This window comes from Roseateles sp. P4_D2, from assembly GCF_056401875.1.
The window spans coordinates 325,300-346,102 of the sequence record NZ_JBFUIM010000001.1; the positions used below are offsets into that span (position 1 = coordinate 325,300).

13 protein-coding genes and 1 tRNA gene are annotated in these 20,803 nt (G+C 66.8%); 11 read left to right on the forward strand and 3 right to left on the reverse strand.

Annotation, left to right across the window (positions count from 1 at the left end):
• Positions 1 to 406: 406 nt before the first annotated feature.
• From AC1DW0_RS01480 to AC1DW0_RS01525, 10 genes are all read left to right on the forward strand, one after another.
• Complete coding sequence (locus AC1DW0_RS01480) at positions 407 to 3,487, forward strand: TonB-dependent receptor (protein ID WP_457445712.1); 3,081 nt, start codon at positions 407 to 409, stop codon at positions 3,485 to 3,487.
• Between the two features lie 172 nt (positions 3,488 to 3,659).
• Positions 3,660 to 5,210, forward strand: a complete 1,551-nt coding sequence (locus AC1DW0_RS01485) for a tryptophan halogenase family protein (RefSeq protein WP_477944650.1) — start codon at positions 3,660 to 3,662, stop codon at positions 5,208 to 5,210.
• 16 nt (positions 5,211 to 5,226) lie between these two features.
• Positions 5,227 to 5,922: a SapC family protein gene (locus AC1DW0_RS01490; protein WP_477944652.1), complete on the forward strand. Its 696-nt coding sequence runs from the start codon at positions 5,227 to 5,229 to the stop codon at positions 5,920 to 5,922.
• Between the two features lie 23 nt (positions 5,923 to 5,945).
• Complete coding sequence (locus tag AC1DW0_RS01495) at positions 5,946 to 6,911, forward strand: cupin-like domain-containing protein (RefSeq protein WP_477944654.1); 966 nt, start codon at positions 5,946 to 5,948, stop codon at positions 6,909 to 6,911.
• 14 nt (positions 6,912 to 6,925) lie between these two features.
• Entirely contained in the window at positions 6,926 to 9,163 is a 2,238-nt protein-coding gene (locus AC1DW0_RS01500; protein ID WP_477944656.1) for a DUF6445 family protein, read from the forward strand.
• Between the two features lie 170 nt (positions 9,164 to 9,333).
• Positions 9,334 to 10,260, forward strand: a complete 927-nt coding sequence (hemC, locus tag AC1DW0_RS01505; protein WP_477944658.1) for a hydroxymethylbilane synthase — start codon at positions 9,334 to 9,336, stop codon at positions 10,258 to 10,260.
• Positions 10,257 to 10,997 (forward strand): uroporphyrinogen-III synthase, encoded by a 741-nt coding sequence (locus AC1DW0_RS01510; RefSeq protein WP_457355871.1) that lies wholly within the window; start codon positions 10,257 to 10,259, stop codon positions 10,995 to 10,997. The genes hemC and AC1DW0_RS01510 overlap by 4 nt, the downstream gene beginning before the upstream one ends.
• 16 nt (positions 10,998 to 11,013) lie before the next feature.
• On the forward strand, positions 11,014 to 12,159 hold the full coding sequence (locus AC1DW0_RS01515) for a uroporphyrinogen-III C-methyltransferase (RefSeq protein WP_457323556.1): 1,146 nt from the start codon (positions 11,014 to 11,016) through the stop codon (positions 12,157 to 12,159).
• Positions 12,160 to 12,172: 13 nt separating this feature from the next.
• Positions 12,173 to 13,420: a heme biosynthesis HemY N-terminal domain-containing protein gene (locus AC1DW0_RS01520; RefSeq protein WP_056195308.1), complete on the forward strand. Its 1,248-nt coding sequence runs from the start codon at positions 12,173 to 12,175 to the stop codon at positions 13,418 to 13,420.
• A gap of 81 nt (positions 13,421 to 13,501) precedes the next feature.
• Positions 13,502 to 13,578, forward strand: a tRNA-Arg gene (locus tag AC1DW0_RS01525).
• A 67-nt stretch (positions 13,579 to 13,645) separates the two neighbouring features.
• Here the strand turns inward: AC1DW0_RS01525 and AC1DW0_RS01530 are convergent.
• Positions 13,646 to 14,680 carry a CaiB/BaiF CoA transferase family protein gene (locus AC1DW0_RS01530; RefSeq protein WP_477944661.1) on the reverse strand — a complete coding sequence of 345 codons (1,035 nt, stop codon included), beginning with the start codon at positions 14,678 to 14,680 and terminating at the stop codon, positions 13,646 to 13,648.
• A 14-nt stretch (positions 14,681 to 14,694) separates the two neighbouring features.
• Between AC1DW0_RS01530 and greB the strand changes: the two genes are divergently transcribed.
• On the forward strand, positions 14,695 to 15,264 hold the full coding sequence (gene greB / locus AC1DW0_RS01535; protein WP_457445704.1) for a transcription elongation factor GreB: 570 nt from the start codon (positions 14,695 to 14,697) through the stop codon (positions 15,262 to 15,264).
• On the opposite strand, the gene AC1DW0_RS01540 is transcribed toward greB, so the two are convergent.
• Complete coding sequence (locus AC1DW0_RS01540) at positions 15,265 to 16,743, reverse strand: tetratricopeptide repeat protein (RefSeq protein ID WP_477944663.1); 1,479 nt, start codon at positions 16,741 to 16,743, stop codon at positions 15,265 to 15,267.
• Positions 16,744 to 16,906: 163 nt separating this feature from the next.
• Positions 16,907 to 20,656 carry a TonB-dependent receptor gene (locus tag AC1DW0_RS01545; RefSeq protein ID WP_477944665.1) on the reverse strand — a complete coding sequence of 1,250 codons (3,750 nt, stop codon included), beginning with the start codon at positions 20,654 to 20,656 and terminating at the stop codon, positions 16,907 to 16,909.
• Positions 20,657 to 20,803 lie beyond the last annotated feature (147 nt).

Here is a 20,803-nt window from a genome sequence, read left to right on the forward strand (position 1 = left end):
TTCCGGGAAAACCAGACTGCGCACGCAATTGAATCCTCCGCCACATTGGGATATTGTTGACAGCGTTGTCTATTTGAATTGACCCGCAGATCGATGTGCTCTTGGCAAGGATGCTGAGATCGCTACCAAAGCTCATCCCCGATGGTTGCGCGCAAGCGCACGATTCGCTGTCCGGCCACCCCGGAAAGAGCTGCTTTCGCAGGTGTTGTTGATTGCGCACACGGCAAGATCAACTCGCGTAAACCCCAGGAGTCATGGGGAGGCCAAAACGTACAGTACGCAGGCGCCTGCAACGGGCACTCTCTTTTTTGAGGAGTGCTGGTAACGCTACCAAGTGCTGGCATCAGTGGGCCATAGAGTCGTCATCAATCGGCGCTACAGCCGCTTAAAGCAAGTAAGGAGACAAATGAAACACCCTCAGATTTCCAAAGTTCGGCGTGGTCCCGTGCGGTCCATCCGGCTCAAGCCCGTTGCGTGGGCCTCGTCGATCGCGTTGCTCACGGGTGCCGCGGCCGTGCATGCCCAGCAGGCTGGCGCTGCGGCACCTGCATCTGCGGCGTCGGCTGCTGCCAACTCCCTGGAGACCGTGGTCATCACGGGTATTCGCCGGTCCCTTGACAGCGCTGTCACCCTGAAGCGCGATTCGCGCGGCTTGGTCGATGGCATCGTGGCTGAAGACATCGGCAAGTTCCCGGACACCAACCTGGCCGAGTCGATGCAGCGCATCGCCGGCGTGTCCATCGACCGGAACATGAGCGGTGAAGGCTCGCAAGTCACCGTTCGCGGCGTCGGCCCGCAGTTCAACATGGTGCTGCTGAACGGCCGGCAGATGCCGACCTCCAATGGTGCCGGCCGCGCCTTCGACTTTGCCAACCTGTCCTCCGACGCAGTTTCCGCGCTGGAGGTGTACAAGACCGCTCGTGCCTCGTCGCCGACGGGCGGTATCGGCGCCACCATCAACGTCAAGACGGCCCGCCCGCTGGATGTGCGCGAAACCATCGCCAGCATCGGCATCAAGGCCAACTATGACGAGTCGATCGGCCGCCTGCCGGGCGAGATTGCGGGCTCGAAGGTCACGCCAGAAATCTCCGGCATCTACAGCACGTCCTTCGGGGACCGCACGCTCGGCATCTCGATCAGCGGCAACTACTCGAAGCGCAACTCGGGCTCCAACAACGCCTTCACTGGCAACGGTTGGCAAACTCAGCCGATTACGAACGGTGCCGCCGGTACGGCGTATGACGGTGTTCCGGCCGGCAACCTGAAGAACTTCCCGACCAGCGGCTATGTGACGCACACGAATGACGTGCGTTACCGCGTGACCGATCTGGAGCGCGAGCGCATCAACGGTCAGGCCGTTCTGCAGTTCGCCCCGACGAAGGAACTGAAGTTCACGCTGGACCACACGATTGCCATCAACGCGACCAAGCAGAACGCCATTGAGAACTCCTCCTGGTTCGGCCCCTCGTATTCGGGCCCGTTGAATGGCCAGCCGCCCACGACCTTCACCGCCACGGGCCAGGTCTACGACCCGATCATCCAGACGGCCACCTGGGACGGCACGCACGACTTCGCGATGTACGCTGCCCAGCAGGCGGTCAAGACCAAGCTGAACTCCACCGGTTTCAATGCGGCATGGAAGGTCAGCGAGAAGCTGAACATCGATCTCGACGCTCACCATTCGACGTCCCGGACCAATCCGGACAGCCCTTATGGCGACACCAACGTCATTGACCTGGCAATGTTCAACCAGGGCAACACGACGATGTACTACGACCAGAAGTTCCCGGTCATGCAGTCGCCCGGCTTGAAGTACGACTCCAGCAAGACCACCGTCACGGGCTCGCAGTTCACCAACAACATTTCCTATCAGGACGTCGATCAGGTCCAGGCCAGCGGCACCTACAAGCTCAGCGCCGACGACAAGCTGCTCGCCGGCCTCGGTTTCACCAAGCTGAAGAATCGTTCCGCCGGCTCGAACAACTTCCACGGCGACTGGGGTGGCATCGGCCCGCAAGGCTCGTTCAAGGACATGACCGTCGCCCAGTACAACATCGCCAGCTTCTACGGCCGGATTCCTGGCAGCAGCGACGCGCGCCAGTTCCCGACGTTCTTCGTGCCGAACTTCGACCAACTGCGTGCGCAGGCCGTCAAGAACGCGCAGTCGTATCGTCCGACGTCGCTCCCGCCGGGCAATCCGCTGAGCGCGGCGGAGGCAGATGCCTACTTCAAGCCGTATACCGACTTCACCAACGGAAACGATTGGCGCACCACCGAGAAGTCGACCGCGGCCTACGGTCAGTGGGACCACTCGTTCGACACGTCCATCCCGATGAACCTGTCGGTCGGTCTGCGCTATGAGCAGACGAAGATCACGTCCTCGTCACAAGTCACCTCCTACAACGCCACCACCTGGTATGCGGAAAACGAGGTGAGGCTCGATGGCGCAACCACGACCTTCGGTACCAAGGACGGCAAGTACAGCTATTGGCTGCCCAGCATCGACTGGGATGCCGACCTGACGTCCGATATCAAGGTGCGCGCGAGCTACGGTGTCAACATCGGTCGCCCGAACTTCGGCGACATGCTGGGCGGTGTCGCTCTGAACGCGAACTCGGGCCGCTACAACATCCACGGCGCCGGTTCGACCGGTGACCCGGCACTGAAGCCGCTGAAGTCCAAGAACTTGGACCTGTCTGCCGAGTACTACTACGCCAAGTCGTCGTATGTGGCAGCGGGCGCCTTCTACAAGAAGGTATCCGACTTCTTCACCACGAAAACGGTTCAGCAAACGTTCGCCGGCCTGAACCAGCCTGCCAGTGGCACGTATTTCGACGCTGCCCGGGCGTCGGGTATTCCTGCTGACAGTCCCAAGCTGCTGCGCAACTACATCTTCAAGAACTACAACGGCCAGCCGGGCGTCACGGTCACCGATGCCAGTGACCCGAACTTCCTGAAGGGCAACATTGCGGGCACGGTCCCCGGCGCCCAGCCGCTGATCTTCGACATCACGACGCCGTCCAATGCCGGTGGCGACAACATCAAGGGCCTGGAGTTCAACTTCCAGCACATGTTCAGCACCAGTGGCTTCGGCGTCTCGGGCAACTACACGCTGGTCCGCAGTGGCCTGAAGTACCGCAACGACGCGTCAAGCACCGATGTGCAGTCCCCTCTGGTGGGTGTCAGCGATTCCGCCAACGTGGTGGGCTTCTACGAAAACGACCAGTGGTCGATTCGTGCCGCCTACAACTGGCGCGATTCGTTCCTCTTGGGTAACGACAACGGCAACAACCCGCGGTACACCGAGGCCTATGGTCAGGTGGACGCGTCCATCGGCTACAAGATTGGCAAGAACCTGACCCTGCAGGCCGACTTGCTGAACTTGAACGATGGCTACATCCGCACCCATGGCCGCAGCAAGAACGAGATCATCTCCGCCATCCAGACGGGCCGCCGTTACCTGGTCGGTGCTCGCTATCGCTTCTGAGCGATGAGCACCGCCGCCCGGTAAACGCCCCTCGGGGCCGTTCGCCGGGCGACCCAGATTGGCCGAGGCGGGCGCGCAACGCCCACCTCGGCCAAATTTCCTTTCAGAATTCCTCGGCCTTTGCGGCGTGCCCGGCACCCGCACGGCCATACTTTGCGGGATGAGTTCCGAGGTGACGACAGCCGTTCGACGTATCGTGGTGCTGGGGGGAGGCTCGGCCGGTTGGTTGACGGCTGCGACCCAGGCGGCGGAACTGGGCGGTGACGACCCCGACGCGCTGCAGATCACGCTCATCGAATCCCCCGACGTGCCCTCCATCGGCGTGGGCGAGGGCACCTGGCCGACGATGCGCGCCACGCTGCATCGCATCGGCCTCAGTGAAGTCGACCTGATCCGCGAATGCGACGCAGCCTTCAAGCAGGGCTCCTGCTTCGACGGCTGGCTGTACGGCGGTGCCGGTGATCGCTACTACCACCCCTTCACGTTGCCTCACGGCCATGGCGAGGCCGACCTGGCAGGCGCATGGCTGCAGGCGGGCGGCGAGCACGCGTTTGCCGAAAGCGTGGGTGCGCAGCCGCATGTATGCGACGCACGCCTGGCGCCCAAGCAGACGACGACGCCGGAGTTCGGCGGCGTCCTCAACTACGGCTACCACTTCGACGCTGTCAAGCTCGGCCACCTGCTGCGCCGGCATGCGACGACGGTGCTCGGCGTCCACCACGTGGTGGACCACTTCACCGCCGTGCGCTCGCACGAGAACGGCGACATCGCGGCGCTGACGACCCGTGGGCAGGGCGACATCGAGGGCGACCTCTTCATCGACTGCTCGGGCCTGGCCAGCCTGTTGCTGGGCCAGCATTACGGCGTCAAGCTGCGCTCCGAGAAGGGCGTTCTCTTCAACGACAGCGCGCTGGCCGTGCAGGTGCCGCATGCCGATGCGCAGGCACCGCTGGCCTCCGCGACCATCTCCACCGCGCATGCCGAGGGCTGGACCTGGGACATCGGCCTGCCCACGCGGCGCGGCATCGGCTTGGTGTTTTCAAGCGGCCATACCGACGATGCCGCCGCCGAGCGCGCGCTGCTGGGCCATCTGCAGCGCAACGGGCTGTCGCTGGGCGACGCAACGCCACGCCGGCTGAGCTTCAGCCCCGGCTACCGCGAGCATTTCTGGCATCGCAACTGCGTCGCCGTTGGACTGTCTGCCGGCTTCATCGAGCCGCTGGAGGCGTCCGCGCTGGCGCTGGTCGAACTGTCGGCCGCGATGATCCGCGACGAGATGCCTGCCAATCGCGCCGACATGGACCTCGTCGCCAAACGCTTCAACGAGGCCTTCGCCTACCGCTGGTCGCGCATCATCGATTTCCTGAAGCTGCACTATGTGCTGAGCCGCCGCGACGACGCGGACTACTGGCGCGAGCACCGCAGCGCAGCGACGCAACCCGAGTCGCTGCGCGAACTGCTGCAGCTCTGGGCTCACCGCGCGCCGTCGCGCAACGACTTCTATCGCAACGAAGAGGTCTTCCCCGCCGCGAGCTACCAGTACGTGCTCTATGGCATGCATTTCAAGCCCGCGCTGCGGGCCCCGCGTGCCGACCAGCGGACCCAAGCCGAAACCGGCCTCAAGGACGTGACGACAATCACCCGGCGGTTGCTGGGCGGCCTGCCCCGCCACCGCGATCTCATCCAACACATCCGCGAGCACGGCATGCCGCCGGCCGCTTGATTCCCAGAGCCCATCCATGCCGCAACTGCTCAACAACATCCAGCACAAGGACCTGCGCGTCATCACCCAGCGCGGCGCGAAGTGGGGGGACGACATCATGTCGGCGCCCGTCACGGTGGACGAGTTCCGCAAGCTCCAGGCGCATTACCCCATCGTCTTCCAGACTGACGGCAAGGGCGGCTTCGCGCCGGCGGCGCTGTTCGGCCTGCAGGAGGGGGAGAACCTGTTCCTGAACGAGCAGGGCTGGGATGCCGACTACCTGCCGCTGTCCGTGCAGCGCCTGCCGTTCTCCATCGGCATCGCCGATGACGAGCTGCGCATGATGGTCGACATGGACAGCAAGCGCGTCAGCCCGGGCGCCGAGGGTGAGGCCGTGTTCCTGCCGCATGGCGGCACGACCGACTTCACCGAGAACGCGAACTCCGTGCTGCGCACGCTGCACGAGGGCCTGCAGACGACGACCGACTTCGTGCAGACGCTGACGCAGCACGAGCTGCTGGAGTCCTTCGTGCTCGACGTCGAGCGCCCGGACGGCTCGCGCGGCCAGCTGGTGGGCTTCTACATCATCCACGAGGAGCGCCTCGCCGCGCTGGACACGGGCACCGTGGGCCTGCTGCACCAGGCCGACTACCTGCAGCCTATCTACATGGCCATCGCGTCGCTGTCCAACTTCACCAAGCTGATCAAGCGCCACCTCGCACGGGAGGTCTGAGCAGGATGTTGGAGCGCAGTGATGTGAGCGCCGAAGCGATCCCGGCAGACGTGCTCCAGTCCACCCAGCCCGTGCTGATGCGCGGCTTGGTCGGGCGCTGGCCGCTGGTGCAGGCCGCGCAGCGGTCCGACGCCGATTTTTGCGACTACCTGCGCGGCTTCGGCGCCGACACGCGCCTGGCCCTCTGGCGCGGTGCGCCGGAGATCGGCGGGCGCTTCTTCTACAACGCCGACTTCACCGGCTTCAACTTCCGGCACGAGACCCACACCTTCGGCGCGCTGCTGGACGAGCTGCTGGCCGGCACGCCGGACGCCCTCTACCTCGGCTCTACCGGCATCGACCACTGCTTTCCCGGCCTGCGCCCGCCCAACGACCTGCCTGCGCTGGCGCCCCTCAACCCGCATGCGAGCATCTGGCTGGGCAACCGCATGCAGGTCGCCGCCCATTTCGACCTGCCCGACAACATCGCCTGCGTCGTCGCGGGCCGGCGCCGCTTCACGCTGTTCCCGCCCGATCAGGTCGCCAACCTCTACATCGGCCCGCTGGACCTGACCCCCGCCGGCCAGCCGATCAGCCTCGTCGACCACGCGCGCCCCGACCTCGTCCGTTTCCCGCGTTACGCGCAGGCGCTCGAGCATGCGCAAATCTTCGAGTTGCTGCCAGGCGATGCACTCTTCATCCCCAGCCAGTGGTGGCATGCCGTGGAGTCGCTGGAGCCCATCAGTGCGCTCGTCAACTTCTGGTGGCGGCAGTCCCCGGCCTTCATGGACGAGCCGATCAACACGCTGTTGATGGCCCTGCTATCGCTGCGCGACTTGCCGCAGGCCCAGCGCGATACCTGGCGCGCGCTGTTCAACCACTACGTCTTCGACGCCGATGAACAGACGGCGGCCCACATCCCGCCCGCCGCGCGCGGCATCCTCGCGCCGATGACCGACAACAGCGCCCGCCAGCTGCGCTCGATGCTGCAGAACCGACTCAAACGATGAGCTCATCCACGACCATGACCACCGCTCCCAAACCCATCCGTCGCGTCGTCATCGCTGGCGGCGGCACCGCCGGCTGGATGGTGGCCGCGGGCCTGTCCAAATGCCTGGGCAAGCACTACGACATCCGCCTCGTCGAGTCCGAGGAGATCGGCACCGTTGGCGTTGGCGAGGCGACGATCCCGACGCTGCACATCCTGCACGAGATCCTGGACCTGGACGAGCGCGAGTTCATCCAGGCCACGCAGGCCACGTTCAAACTCGGCATCAGCTTCGAGAACTGGCGCAACGTCGGCGAGAACTACTTCCACTCCTTCGGCAAGACCGGCAAGGGTCACTGGACAGCCGGCTTCCACCATTTCTGGCTGGAGGGCCGCAAGCGTGGCCTGGCCAGCGACTACGGCGACTACTGCCTGGAGCTGCGTGCCGGGCTGGACAACCGCTTCGCGACGCTGCCCGACAACGGCATCAACTACGCCTATCACTTCGACGCCACGCTGTACGGCCAGTACCTGCGCCGCTTCTCCGAGGCCCTGGGCGTGCAGCGCATCGAAGGCAAGATCGCCAAGGTCCACACCGACGCCACCAGCGGCGACATCACCGGCCTGCAACTCGACGGCGGCGCGCTGATCGAAGGCGACTTCTTCATCGACTGCACCGGCATGCGCGCGTTGCTCATCGGCGAGACGCTGGGCGTGCCCTACGAGAGCTGGTCGCACTGGCTGCCCTGCGACAGCGCGCTGGCGGTGCAGACCACGCTGGTCGGCGAGCCGGTGCCCTACACCCGCGCCATCGCCCACCCCTGGGGCTGGCAGTGGCGCATCCCGTTGCAGCACCGCGTCGGCAACGGCGTCGTGTTCAGCAGCAAGCACATCAGCGACGACGAAGCCAAGGCCGCGCTGCTCGCCAACGTGCAGGGCGAGGTGTTGCGCCAGCCGCGCGTCATCAAGTTCACACCGGGCCAACGCGAGCAGGTCTGGAAGAAGAACTGCGTTGCCATCGGCCTGGCCAGCGGCTTCCTGGAGCCGATCGAATCCACCAGCATCCACCTGATCCAGAAGGGCCTGACCCGGCTGATCGAGCTGTTCCCGACCGACGGCGTGCGCCAGAGCGATATCGACGAGTACAACCGGCAGACGCAGGAGGCGATCGAGGTCGTGCGCGACTTCATCATCCTGCACTACCACGTCAACAACCGCACGGACTCGGCCTTCTGGCGTGACTGCCGCGAGATGGATGTGCCGCCGCTGCTCAAGCACCGCATCCAGCATTTCCGCGACACCGCCCGCATCATGCTGAACCAGGGCGAGCTGTTCGCCGAGAACTCCTGGGTGCAGGTCATGATGGGGCAGGGCATCACGCCTGCCAGCCACCACCCCATCACGCGCAACATGGACAACCGCAACCTCGCGGAGTTCCTCGGCGACATCCGCAAGGACGTGGCGCGCACGCTGATGAAGTTGCCCAAGCACCAGCAGTTCATCGACGGCTTCTGCCCCGCACCCAAGCTCGACCTGGTCACGAACAAGCCTGTCGTCGGCCCCGAGCTGCGCATCAACCCCAACGCTCGTCTGGAGACGGTGCAGCTGTCCAACGGCGCGACGGTCTACGTGGTCGACGACTTCGCGCAAGACCCCGAGGCCCTCGTGGCGCTTGCCCAGGCCCAGGCCGGCCAGTTCGAGGCGCCCGCGGGCCATCCCTATCCCGGCCCGCAGCTGGCACTGCCGGACGGCATCGCCGGCGCACTGGGGGGCTATTTCGAACAGCACCTGCGCCCCCGGCTGGGTGCCGGCCCGGGGCTGGGCATGTTCGGCCGCTTCTCGCGTGTCACCCAGGACGCCACGACGCTGGACCCGCGCCAGCGCATCTGCCACCGCGACGACTCCGCCATCGGGCCGGGCGAGGTGATCTCGGCATCCGTGCACTACCTGTTCAAGGACGAGCAACTGGGGGGCACCGTGTTCTTCCGTTCGCTGATGTCCGACGCCGAGACGCGCCAGTTCATGCGCGACTCCAACACGCTGAACGGCAGCGCCTTCAGCGACAAGTACGGCATCGCGCCTGGCTACATGACCGAGAGCAACCGTTACTTCGAGGTCATCGGCCGGGTGCCGGCCAAGTGGAACCGTGCCATCTTCTACAGCGGCAGCATCTTCCATACCGGCGACATCAACTGGCCCGCTGCCAAGGCCGGCTACCAGACCGGCATGGGCCGCCTCACCATCAACGCCTTCTTCAAGAACCGCATGGCCTGAGGCCCCTCGCCCTGTCTCGCGCCGCTGAACGCGGGCGGGCCTGGTCGGTCCCCCGAGGGGACGAGGCCACCTGCAGCATTGAGCCGCAGGTGGCCTCAGTCGGGCCGGCTTGGGAGCGGCTCGGCGCTCGGCCCGGAAGACGTGACCCCACGGCCTCGATAATCGAGGCCATGACGACTTCCATCACCATCGCCACGCGCGAAAGCCGCCTGGCGCTGTGGCAGGCCGAGCATGTGCAGGCCCGTCTCGCCGCCGAGCTCGGCATCACCGCCACGCTGCTGGGCATGACGACCCGCGGCGACCAGATCCTCGACCGCACGCTGTCCAAGATCGGCGGCAAGGGCCTGTTCGTGAAGGAGCTGGAGACGGCCCTGGCCGAGGGCCGCGCCCAGCTCGCCGTGCATTCGCTGAAGGACGTGCCGATGGAGCTGCCCGAGGGCTTCGTCCTTGCGGCCGTGCTGGAGCGCGAAGACCCGCGCGATGCTTTCGTTTCCAACGACTACGCCTCACTGGCCGAACTGCCCGAGGGCGCGGTGGTGGGCAGCTCCAGCCTGCGCCGCGTGACCCAACTGCTCAGCCTGCGCCCCGACCTGCGCGTCGAGCCGCTGCGTGGCAATCTCGACACGCGGCTGCGCAAGCTCGACGAGGGTGGCTATCACGCCATCGTGCTGGCGGCGGCCGGCCTCAAGCGCCTGGGGCTCGCCAACCGCATACGTGCCCTGTTTGATATCGGCCAGATGCTGCCGTGCGCGGGGCAGGGCGCCCTGGGCCTGGAGATCCGCGCCGATGACGGTGCCTTGGCCGAAGCCCTGGCCAAGCTCATCCATCAGCCGACGCTGTTGGCCTGCGAGGCCGAGCGCGCCGTGTCGCGTGCGCTCGGCGGCAGCTGCAGCCTGCCGCTGGCGGCCCACGCCCGCTGGCAGGGCGCGACGCTGTGCCTGGACGCCGCCCTGGGCCATGCCGAGGCCCACACCTCGCCGCTGCTGCGTACCAGCGTCACGGGTGACGTGGTGGCGACCGATGCGGCCCGGGCCCTGGGCCAGCAGGCCGCTGCACGCCTGCGCGAACTGGGCGCCGGCTCCTACCTGCCTGGATGACGACCCTCATCGTCACGCGCCCACGGCCGCAATGCGCGGCCTGGCTGGCGCGCCTGGCCGAACTCGGCGTCGAGGCGGTGGCGCTGCCCCTCATCGAGATCCTGCCGGCCCGCGATCCGGCAGCGGTCGTCGCGGCCTGGGCCAGCCTGCCCGATATGGACCTGGCCGTCTTCGTCAGTCCCAACGCCGTCGAGCAGTTCTTCCGCCACGCCGACCGCCCGTGGCCAGTCCACACGCTGGCCGCCTGCGTCGGGCCGGGCAGCGCCCAGGCGTTGATCGAACGCGGCGTGCCCGCGGGCCAGATCGTCCAGCCCGCAGCGGACTCAGCCAGCCTGGACTCCGAACACCTCTGGCAACAACTGTCACCCCGTCGTGCCTGGGCCGGCGCCCGGGTGCTGCTGCTGCGCGGCGATGGCGGACGCGAATGGCTGGCCGAGCAACTGACGGCCGCTGGCGCGCGCGTTGAAACCGTGACGACCTATCACCGTGCCGGCCCCCGCTTCGAAATGGCCGAGCAGGCATTGCTGGACGCCATTCGCGCAGAGCCCACAGCCTTTGTATGGCTGTTCAGCAGTGCCGAGGCCGTCGGCCACCTGCAAGGCATGGACATGAACCAGCAGCGCGCCATCGCCACCCATGCCCGCATTGCCGAAGCTGCCCGGGCGGCCGGCTTCGATCCTGTGGTTTTGGCGCGACCGGCCCCTGAAGCGGTGACTCAGGCCCTGAAAGGCCTCTGACAGAATCCATCGCACTGTGAGTGAGCCTGCGCTGAATCCCCCTGCTGTCGCCGCGGCCGAGCCCGCCGCGCCGCCACCGTCCCCTTTCGCCCCCGCGCTGCCGGTCTGGCTGCCCTGGCTGCTGGCCCTGCTGGGCGCCGCCGTGCTGCTTTGCGTCGTGCTGGCCTGGCAGAGCCTGTCGCGCCAGCAGTCGCTGGAGCAGGAGCTGGTGCGCCGCCAGGAGGCCAGCCAGGCGCAGGCCACCGAGGCGCGGCTGGCTGCCAAGCAATCCGCTGAGCTGGTGCGCGACACGGCCGCCAAGGTCTCGCTGCTGGACGCCCGTCTGGCCGAGGTCGCCCTGCAGCGCGGCCAGTTGGAGGAGCTGATCCAGTCCATGTCCCGTTCGCGGGACGAGAACGTCGTCGGCGACATCGAGGCTGCCATCCGCGTGGCCCTTCAGCAGACCCAGATCACGGGCAGCGCCGAACCCCTGGTGGCCACGCTCAAGCAGGCCGACGAGCGCCTGCTGCGCTACAAGCAACCGCGCATGGAAGGCATACGCCGCGCCGTCGCGCGCGACCTGGACCGCGTCAAGGCGGTTGCCGTCGTCGACGTGTCCACGCTGACCATCAAGCTCGACGAAGTCGTGCGCATGGCCGACGAACTGCCGCTGGTCTCGGGCAACGAGGCCGCGCCCAAGCAGCGCGACGACCGCAACGGCGATGCCGCCAAGGAGCGCGAGCGTGCACTGAAGCTGCAACGCGAGCAGGCCGCCGCAGCGGCGGACGGCAAGGTCTCGTTGTGGTGGTGGCAGGCCACGCAGCAACTCTCCAGCTGGACCGGTGTGGTCTGGGGCGAAGCCCGCACTCTGCTGCGCGTGACCCGCATCGACCATCCCGAGGCGGCACTGGTCTCGCCCGATCAGAGCTTTTTCCTGCGCGAGAACCTGAAGCTGCGCCTGCTGAATGCCCGCCTGGCGCTGCTGAGCCGCCAGTTCGACACCGCCCAGTCCGACCTGCGTGACAGCCAGGAAATGCTGAACCGCTACTTCGACACCCGTTCGCGCAAGGTGGCCAGCGTGGCCGAGCTGCTGCGCCAGGTGTCAGGCCAGGCGCGCCAGGTCAGCGTGCCGCGGCCGGATGACACGCTGGCTGCGCTGACCGCCGCCGCGGCCGGTCGATGAAAGGACGCTGATCATGCGTCTCGTCATCTGGCTGGTCCTGCTCTTCGTCGTCGCCGTCGTCGCGGCACTGACCCTGGGCAGCAACGACGGTCTTGCCAGCTTCTACTGGGCCGGTTGGCGGGTCGACATCTCGCTCAATCTCTTCCTGCTGCTGCTGGTCGCCAGCTGCTTCGCCCTCGTCACGGCCATCCAGGCCATCGAGGCGCTGACGACCCTGCCCAAACGCGCCCGCGAGTGGCGGCTGGCGCAGCGTGAACGCAGTGCCCAGCTCGCCCTGCGCGAGGCTCTGGTCGAGCTCTTCGGCGCCCGCTTCAGCCGCGCCCAGAAAGCGGCGCAGAAGGCCCTCAACATCCAGTCCGCCACGCCCGAACTGGCGGCCGACCAGTCCTTCATGGCCCTGGCCCACTTGCTCGCCGCGGCCAGTGCCCACCGCTTGCAGGACCGCCGCCACCGTGACGAACAGCTCGCGCGCGCCCTCGATCTGGCGCATCGCACCAGTGGCGCACGCGCGCAGGAAGACGGCGCTCGGCTGCTCGCCGCCGAATGGGCCCTGGACGACCGCGACGCCACCCGCGCACTGAGCGTGCTCGGCGAACTGGCCCCCGGTGTCGCGCGCCGCACCCAGGCCCTGCGCCTGCGGCTGCAGGCGTCGCGCCTGGCTCGCCAGCCGCTGGATGCGCTGCGCACCGCGCGCCTGCTCGCCAAGCATCAGGCCTTCTCCAAGGTGGCTGCCCAGGGACTGTTGCGGTCGCTGGCCTTCGAAGCGCTGGACGGCGCGCGTGATGTCGACCAGCTGCGCTCGATCTGGCAACAGCTCGATCCAGCCGATCGCCGTGATCCCCTCGTCGCCGCGCGTGCCGCGCAATGTGCCGGCCAACTCGGTGCGCCGGACGACGGTCGCGGCTGGCTGCGGCCATTCTTCGATGATCTGGCCGAATTGCAGTCTGACGACCGTGCGGCGCTTGCCAATGCTCTCGTGCCGGTGCTGGCTGGCTGCGGGCCTGACTGGCTGCAGCGCCTCGAGTCCGCGCAGTCGCGTTTCCCACGCGAGCGCGCTCTGGCCTATGCGCTGGGCCATGCTCTTGCGGAGCGCCAGCTCTGGGGCAAGGCGCGACTGATGCTTGAGACAGCAGCCGACGACGTGACGATGCCCGGCCCGGCCCGCCGTCGCAGCTGGCTGGCACTGGCGGCGCTGGCCGAGCAGGAAGGCGACGAAAGTCGCCGCGCGCGCTGCTTCGAGGCCGCCGCGCGCCTGCCTTGATGGCGGCTGTCCCAACTATTTCTAAAAAAGCGCCAAAGTCTTGTCGGGCCCCTGAAAATCTGGCTATACTGTGAGGCTTCAGCGGCTGTAGCTCAGTTGGATAGAGTACTTGGCTACGAACCAAGGGGTCGTGGGTTCGAATCCTGCCAGCCGCACCAAAACAAGAAGAAACGGAAACACCTCAGAGGTTCAAGCCTCTGGGGTGTTTTTCTTTGTGGCGCCGAATCAGCGGCTGCGCGAAAAGCGTGGTGCAGCGGCCGGTTGCCAATGGCCGCTCTCGGTCTGCGTGAAGCTGCCGCGCGCCAGGGCGTGCGGATGCAGCGGCGCTTCGGCCAAGGTCAGCACCGGCGCGAAGCAGACGTTGCTCCCCTCCAACTGGGCAGACCATTCATCACGCGTCTTCTCGCGCAGGCGCGAAGCCACGCGCTCGCGCAGCGCTGGCCACTGGCTGCGATCGTGTTGGGCGGCGGGATCGACGTCATCCAGCCCCAGGCGCTGCAGCAACTCGGCATAGAACTGCGGCTCCAGCGCGCCGATCGACACGAAGCTCCCGTCGGCGCATTCGAAGCAGTCATAGAAGGGCGAGCTGTGCAGGAAGAAGTTCTGTTCGGGCTTGTCGCTCCAGCGGCCCGCGGCGCGCAGCGAATGCAGCAGGCTGGACAGCAAGCCCACGCCATCCACCATGGCCGCATCCACCACTTGGCCCCGGCCGCTGCGCTGAGCCTCCCACAGCGCGGCCATCAAGCCGAAGGCCAGGAACATCGCGCCGCCGCCCATGTCGCCGATCAGTGTGGCCGGGATGCTCGGAGCGACGCCTGCACGCGTGGCCGCGGACAGTACGCCCGTCACAGCGACGTAGTTGATGTCATGGCCGGCGGCCTGGGCCAGCGGCCCTGTCTGGCCCCAGCCCGTGAGGCGGCCGTAGACGAGGCGCGGGTGGCTGGTCTGGAAGACCTCAGGCCCGAGGCCCAGGCGCTCCATGACGCCGGGACGAAAGCCTTCGATCAGCGCATCCGCGCCCTCGACCAGCGCACGCGCCTCGGCCAGGCCGTCCGTCGTTTTCAAGTCCAGGCAGGTGCGTCGTTTGCCCCGATCCAGACCCGTGCCGGTATCCAGCACTCGGCCACCGGGGCGCTCGATGACCAGGACATCGGCGCCATGGTCGGCCAGCAGCATGCCGGCCAGCGGGCAGGGGCCGATGCCGGCCATTTCGACGACGGTGAGTCCGGTCAGCGGCCCGGCAGGCGAGGGGGTATGCATCGGACAATGTTGTCATGAACAAGGCCTTCACCAAGGAATCCGACACGGCCGACGATGACGATGGCGACGGCCCCTCGCTGCCGGCGCTCCCAGCTGGCACGCGCAACTATCTGACGCCGGCTGGCTATGCGCGGCTGCGTGCCGAGTTCATGGAGCTGCTGGACGTGGAGCGGCCGCGCGTCGTGGAGGTCGTGTCCTGGGCGGCAAAGAACGGCGACCGCTCGGAGAACGGCGACTACCTCTATGGCAAGAAGCGGCTGCGCGAAATCGACCGGCGGCTGCGCTTCCTGACCAAGCGGCTGGACATCGCCGAGGTCGCCGATCCGAGCGTCCATTACGGCAGCGAACAGATCTTCTTCGGCGCGACGGTGACCTATGCCAACACCAAGGGCGAGGAGAAGACGATCACGATCAAGGGCATCGACGAGTCCGACAGCCTGGCCGGCGAGGTCAGCTGGATCTCGCCCATCGCGCGCACGCTGCTGAAGGCACGCGTTGGCGACGAACTCAATCTCGTGACGCCGGTGGGCGTCGAGAAGATCGAGGTCGTCGAGGTCGTCTATCCGGCGCCGGCAGGCGGCTGATCAGGATTTCTTCGCCGGCGGTTTCAGCATCGCGTCGGCGCGGGCCTTTTCGTCCGGACTCAACCGCGCGGCGATGCTGGGCAGGGCCACAGCGGCCTGCTCGTGGCCCATGGATTTGCTGAGGCTGCACCAGGCGTAGGCGGCAGCCATGTCCTTGTCGCCGCCCTGGCCCTGGGCCAGCATGACGGCGAGGTTGAACATCGCATCCGGCTGGCGGCGCTGGGCGGCGGCCTGGAAGAACCGGCGGGCTGTGGCGAAGTTCTGCGGCACGACCTCGCCGCGGTAGAAGAACGTGGCCAGCGCGTTTTGCGCATCGGCATGGCCTTTCAGCGCGGCGTCCTTGTAGAGCACGACGGCGCGCTCCGGCGCGGCGGCGGGCATGCCTTCGCCCAGGTCCAGCATGCGTGCGGCGGCGTAGGTGCCCTCCAGGTGGCCAGCCTTAGCGGCGGCGGCGAAGTAGGCACCGGCGCGCTGCAGGTCCAGCGGCACGCCGTCGGGCTGGCCGGGCAGTTGGTGGTGGTACAGCTGTCCCAACATGTACAGGGCGGTCACGTCACCTGCCTCGCCGGCGGCCTGCAGGTAGGCCAGCGCGGGCTTGGCGTCGGGCTTGGTGCCGATGCCGCTGAGGTGGGCCTGGGCCAGCAGCGTGCCCGCGGGCTCGAAGCCGTAGTCCAGCGCCTTGCGCCACCACTTGTAGGCCTGCACCGGGTCGCGCTGGGTACCCTGGCCGGTGAGGTAGATGCGCGCCAGCAGCAGCGAAGCCTCGACGCGGGTGTTGATGTTGTCGGGCTTCTGGGGGTCGAACTTCAGGCGGTCCGCGGCCGGGTTGTAGGACGCGTCGACCACTTCGTGCAGCCACTCGATGGCCTTGGGTGTGCTGCGCGGCGTGCCCAGGCCCATCAGGTGGATGCGGCCCAGCATCATGGCCGCTTCTTCGTAGCCCAGCTTCTTCCAGCCCTCTTCAAACCTGGCGCGGGCCTCGGTGTAGTTGCCCGCTTCGTAAGCCTCGAAGGCCTGGGTGAGCGACTTGTCCTTGCGGGCGATCCAGTTGCGGCCGGCGGCGGCGCGGCGGTCGCCGGGACCGCACCCGGTGGAGGGCGCCATCAAGTCTGGCGCCGTGTCGACGGCGGGTTCCAGCGAGCTGCCAGCGCTGGCGGTCTTGGCATTGCCTTCGGGGCTGAGGTCGCTGAAGCGCTCGGCCTCGTTGGACGGGCTGTCCGACAGCTTGAAGTCACGCATGTAGGCCAGCGTGACGGGGTCGTCGGCAGCCGAGTAGCTGCTCATGAAGGCGCAGGACCGCGCGTATTCGCGTGACAGCACCTTGCTCTTGGCGGCGTCAATCATGGACGGATCGACGCTCTTGTCGCGCTGGCCTGTCACCTTGACGGCGTCCAGCGTGTTGGGCGCCCCGGCAGGCGCACTGGCGGCGGCCAACTGCGCCTGGCTGGCCGGGCAGGCCAGCGCGAGGCACAGCGCCACGCCGACGAGCCCCAGGTATTCGGGCCGAGCGCCGGGCCGCTCCCAAGCCGGCCCGCCATGGCGATGTGCTCGCGGCTCGATGCCGCGAGCATCGCCGTCCCCCCGGGGGACCGACCGGGCTTGCCCGCGTTCAGCGGGGCAAGACTGGGCGAGGGGTTTCATTTCAACGCGGGCTGCGCAGCGTCATGCCCACCATGTAGCGGCGGCCGTTGTAGCCATCGCCATAGATGCTGGGAATGCCGTCGGCATAGTCTTGATAGCCGCCCGTCGTGGTCTGCGTGCGCTCCCCGGTGAGGTTGCGGACGTCCGCGAACAGCTCCAGGCCGTTCTTGAACCGGTAGGAGACCTTGGCGTCAATGAAGGCGGTGCGGCTGCCGAAGATGGGGGCACCCGGGTTGTAGCTCGTCGGTGCGCCGCGGAAGCTGGTGCCGATGGACGGGAAGTTGTTAACGCCCACGCTGGTTCCGGTGTTCGGCGTGAACACGAAATAGCGCGCGGCCACCACCTGCATCGCCACGCGGGCCTGGAAGCCGCCGTCGTCGTACCACAGCGAGGCATTCCACGAATACTTCGGCTCGTTGACGACCGGCAGGATTTCGCCGCTGATGAGGTCCAGCGTCGGCGCGCCCTGGGTCGAACGCACGCGGCTGTAATTGGCGTCCACGCCGGTGTAGCGCAGGATGGACGGCAGGAAGGTGAAGGCGGTCCTCACGCCAAGCTCCAGGCCGCGGCGGGTCGACGCCGGGGCGTTGTCCCACTGGGCGAACGAGAAGTCGATGTCCTTCAGCGGGGTGCCGGTGATCGGGTCGACCGCATTGCTGGTGGCGAACACCTTGTTGTTGTTGCGGAAGACGCCGATGGTGGGCGCTCCGATCAGGCCCTTCTGGCGGAAGACGCCGACCGACACGCTGGTGTCGCGATTGGCATACCACTCCAGCGACAGGTTCTGGTTGACGTTGGTCTGCGGCTTCAGCGCCGGGTTGCCGAGCGTGCCCGAGCAGCCCTGGTCGGGGGCGCTGTCGTCCGGATCGGCTGACTCCTCCACGATCTGACTGTTGGAGCAGACGACGTTGGTGCCGCCCGAGGGCAGCAGCTTGGACACCGGCGGGCGGGCGATCGTCTTGCCGAGGGAGTAGCGCAGCGCGACTTTGTCGACAACGGGCCACAGCACCAGGTTCAGCGAGGGCATCACGTCGGTCGACTTGGCCTCGACCGATGCGTTCTGCGAGAAGGTGTTCGACACGAAGCCGGCGGGGGCCGTCGGGTTGTTGATATCGAAAGCGGCGGTTTTGCGCACCGAGCGGAAGGTCAGGTAGCCGGTGCCGGTCACGTCGGTCTGCACCACGCGCACGCCGAAGTTGCCTGCCAGTTCCATACCGAAGGGCAGGGCCCAGTTCGTGAACGGCACGCGGTCGATCTCGAAGTCCGTCATCAGATAGGCGGCCTTGGACTTCTCGGTGAACTTGGTCATCGGCATGTCGTAGACCTTGCCGTCGCTGGCCGTGCAGGTGCGGAAGCAGTCCAGACGCACCGGGATGCCGGCAAGCTGGAACATCTTGTCGACGTCGAGCTGGTTCCAGCCGTCGATCAGCGTCGCCGGGCGGTCCTTGGAGCCGCCGTAGAACTGGCCGGCCGGGGCCATGGTCAGCGTCTGGCGGATCAGTTCTTCGTACTGCGCCTTGGTGAACGTGTTGGTGCCCGCCACCACGCTGCCGGTGCCGTTGTTGAGCTGGTTGTTGGGGATGTAGCCGTAAGCGCAGGGCTGGCCGTTCGCGGCCACGGAGCCGGCGGTGTTCTCGCAGCCGATGACGTTCCAGCGCGTGTTGACGCCGGGCATGTACACGCCCGGCACGAAGCCGGCCGTGCCGAAGGTGCCGACCGGGTCCTTGATCGTGCCGCCGGCGCCGCTCCAGGTGGTGCCGCCGGTGTCTCGGTAGTTGAGGCCGCCCTTCAGCGAGGTCAGGAAGGGCACCTTGTCGACCAGGTTGTAGGCCAGGTCGACCTTGCCGGTCTTTTCGGTGCTCTCGGTGTCGAAGGAGCGGATGACCAGCAACTGCGTGTTGTTGGTGTACTGCGCGCGCTGGGCGGCCGTGTAGGCCGGCACCGAGACCGGGTTGGTCGCCGAGGCCGGGAAGGCGGCCAATGGCGCGGCCGGGTTCAGCGTGGAATAGAGCGGGAAGTTGAGTTGCTCGTTGTTGTTGCCATTGGGCAGCGTGAACGACCAGATGCCATTGGGCTGCAGCGCGAAGTTGCCGATGCCGTACACATAGCTGACGGAGGCGCGGCGGTCATAGCGCATCGCGGTGGACTTGGTCGAGCCGCCCATCGCCTGCACGCTGAGGCGGTCGCTCTTGTATTCGCCGCCCAGGATCAGCGTCTTCGAATCGGTGTCGATGCTGCTGAAGATGGTGTCCGTGCCAAAGGAGCCGTTGTTGGTCGAATAGCTCGTCAGGTGATGCGAGGAATCGACCGTGTAGCCCGGCAGCACGTTGGTCGTCGTGCCGAGCACCAGCGGCGCATTGTTGGCGCGGAAGGAGTACGAGTTGGGCAGCAGCGAGGCAACGGCGCTCTGGCCCGCCGTCAACGAGCGGACGTTGGTGGTCGTGTTGTCGGTGAAGGTGCCAGCGGGATTGAAGGCCGTGTTGCTGCCCACGCCGAGGAAGCCGACGATGTCGTCGACATGGCGCTTGTTCAGGCTCAGCTTGGAGTACACGGTCAGGTTGTCGTTGACCTTGAAGTCCACTCGCACGTCGCCGCCGGTGCGCTTGTCGTCCTGGCTCTTGAAGTTGTAGCGAAAGCCCGCCGTTTGCGAGGGCGAGTAGTCATTCCACTGGTTCAGGCAGGTGATCTGCTCGTTCTGGCGCTGCGTGTAGGCCGCAGTGCGGCCAGCGGCGACCATGAGGTTGGTCTGGGCCGTCGTCAGATTGGGGAAGGTGGTGAAGCAGTCGGCCTTGGTCTGCGCTGCGGCTGACTTGGTCAACAGCTCCAGCGGCGTGGAGGCGTTGAAGTTCCCGCCGGCGATCAGCGGCGTGATCTGCATCGGCGTGTTGATGGTGTCGCCGTTGGCCGTCGCCGGGTTGAAGGTGAAGGTCTTCTCTGGCGAGCCGTCGAAGTCGCCCAGGCGCACCAGGCCCTGCTGGTTGTTGCTGCCGCCCTGTGTGACGCCATGCTGCTCACTCTTGTAGCGCGACTTGTTCAGGTTGACGATTACCCCCAAGCGCTTGTCCAGGAACTTGTCGGCCAGCACCAGGTTGAAGTTGGGCGTGTTCTGCTTGTTCAGGTCGCTCTGCGTGGCGGCGGCGCGGAACGAGTAGAAGGGCTTGTCGAAGTCCAGACCCGTGCGGGTCGTGATGATGATGCCGCCGCCAAGCGAACCTTCCGTCATCGCGGCCGTGGAGCCCTTGATGACGTCGACGCTCTTGATGAGGTCGGAAGACAGCTCGCGGAACTCGGTGCCGCGGCCGTCGCCGCCGCCCAGCAGGTCGGTGCCGGCGCCCGAACGCACGGCCATGCCGTCCATTTCGACGCGGGTCAGCTCGGGGCCGTTGCCGCGGATGGATACGTTCACACCTTCGCCGAAGTCGCCGCGGTCCAGGGCCACGCCGGCGATCCGGGAGATGGCCTCGCCGATGTTGCGGTCAGGGAAGGCGCCGACGTCCTCGGCCACGATGGAGTCCTGGGCCGTGGCCGCGTGCTTCTTGCGGTTGATGCTGGACTGCTGCGACTGGCGCGTGCCGACCACCAGCACGGTTTCAAGTTCCTGCACCGGGGCGCCTGGCTTGCGCGCCGCCGGCTTGGCGTCTTCGGGCTTGGCGCCGTCGCCGCTTTGCTGGGCGAGGGCGGATTGCTGGGCAATCAGGGCCAGGGCCATGGAAACGGCGGTTGCCACCGCAGGCTTGTTGAACTTGTTCACGTGTCTTCTCCGCGCTCCGGTGGGATCCCGGGCTTGTTGTGGGTCGGTCGCTGCGGGCCGGAAAGAGGGGCTTTTGCACCGCCTTCCCGGGCCGCGGCGCGACCTTAAGCAGCCGCCGTAACTCGGAGAAATTCGTTTTGTCTCGTT

Coding starts and splice junctions, on each gene's coding strand:
- AC1DW0_RS01480 (WP_457445712.1), top strand. CDS start 407: ATGAAACACCCTCAGATTTCCAAAGTTCGGCGTGGTCCCGTGCGGTCC.
- AC1DW0_RS01490 (WP_477944652.1), top strand. CDS start 5,227: ATGCCGCAACTGCTCAACAACATCCAGCACAAGGACCTGCGCGTCATC.
- AC1DW0_RS01500 (WP_477944656.1), top strand. CDS start 6,926: ATGACCACCGCTCCCAAACCCATCCGTCGCGTCGTCATCGCTGGCGGC.
- hemC (WP_477944658.1), top strand. CDS start 9,334: ATGACGACTTCCATCACCATCGCCACGCGCGAAAGCCGCCTGGCGCTG.
- AC1DW0_RS01510 (WP_457355871.1), top strand. CDS start 10,257: ATGACGACCCTCATCGTCACGCGCCCACGGCCGCAATGCGCGGCCTGG.
- AC1DW0_RS01520 (WP_056195308.1), top strand. CDS start 12,173: ATGCGTCTCGTCATCTGGCTGGTCCTGCTCTTCGTCGTCGCCGTCGTC.
- AC1DW0_RS01530 (WP_477944661.1), bottom strand. CDS start 14,680: ATGCATACCCCCTCGCCTGCCGGGCCGCTGACCGGACTCACCGTCGTC.
- greB (WP_457445704.1), top strand. CDS start 14,695: ATGAACAAGGCCTTCACCAAGGAATCCGACACGGCCGACGATGACGAT.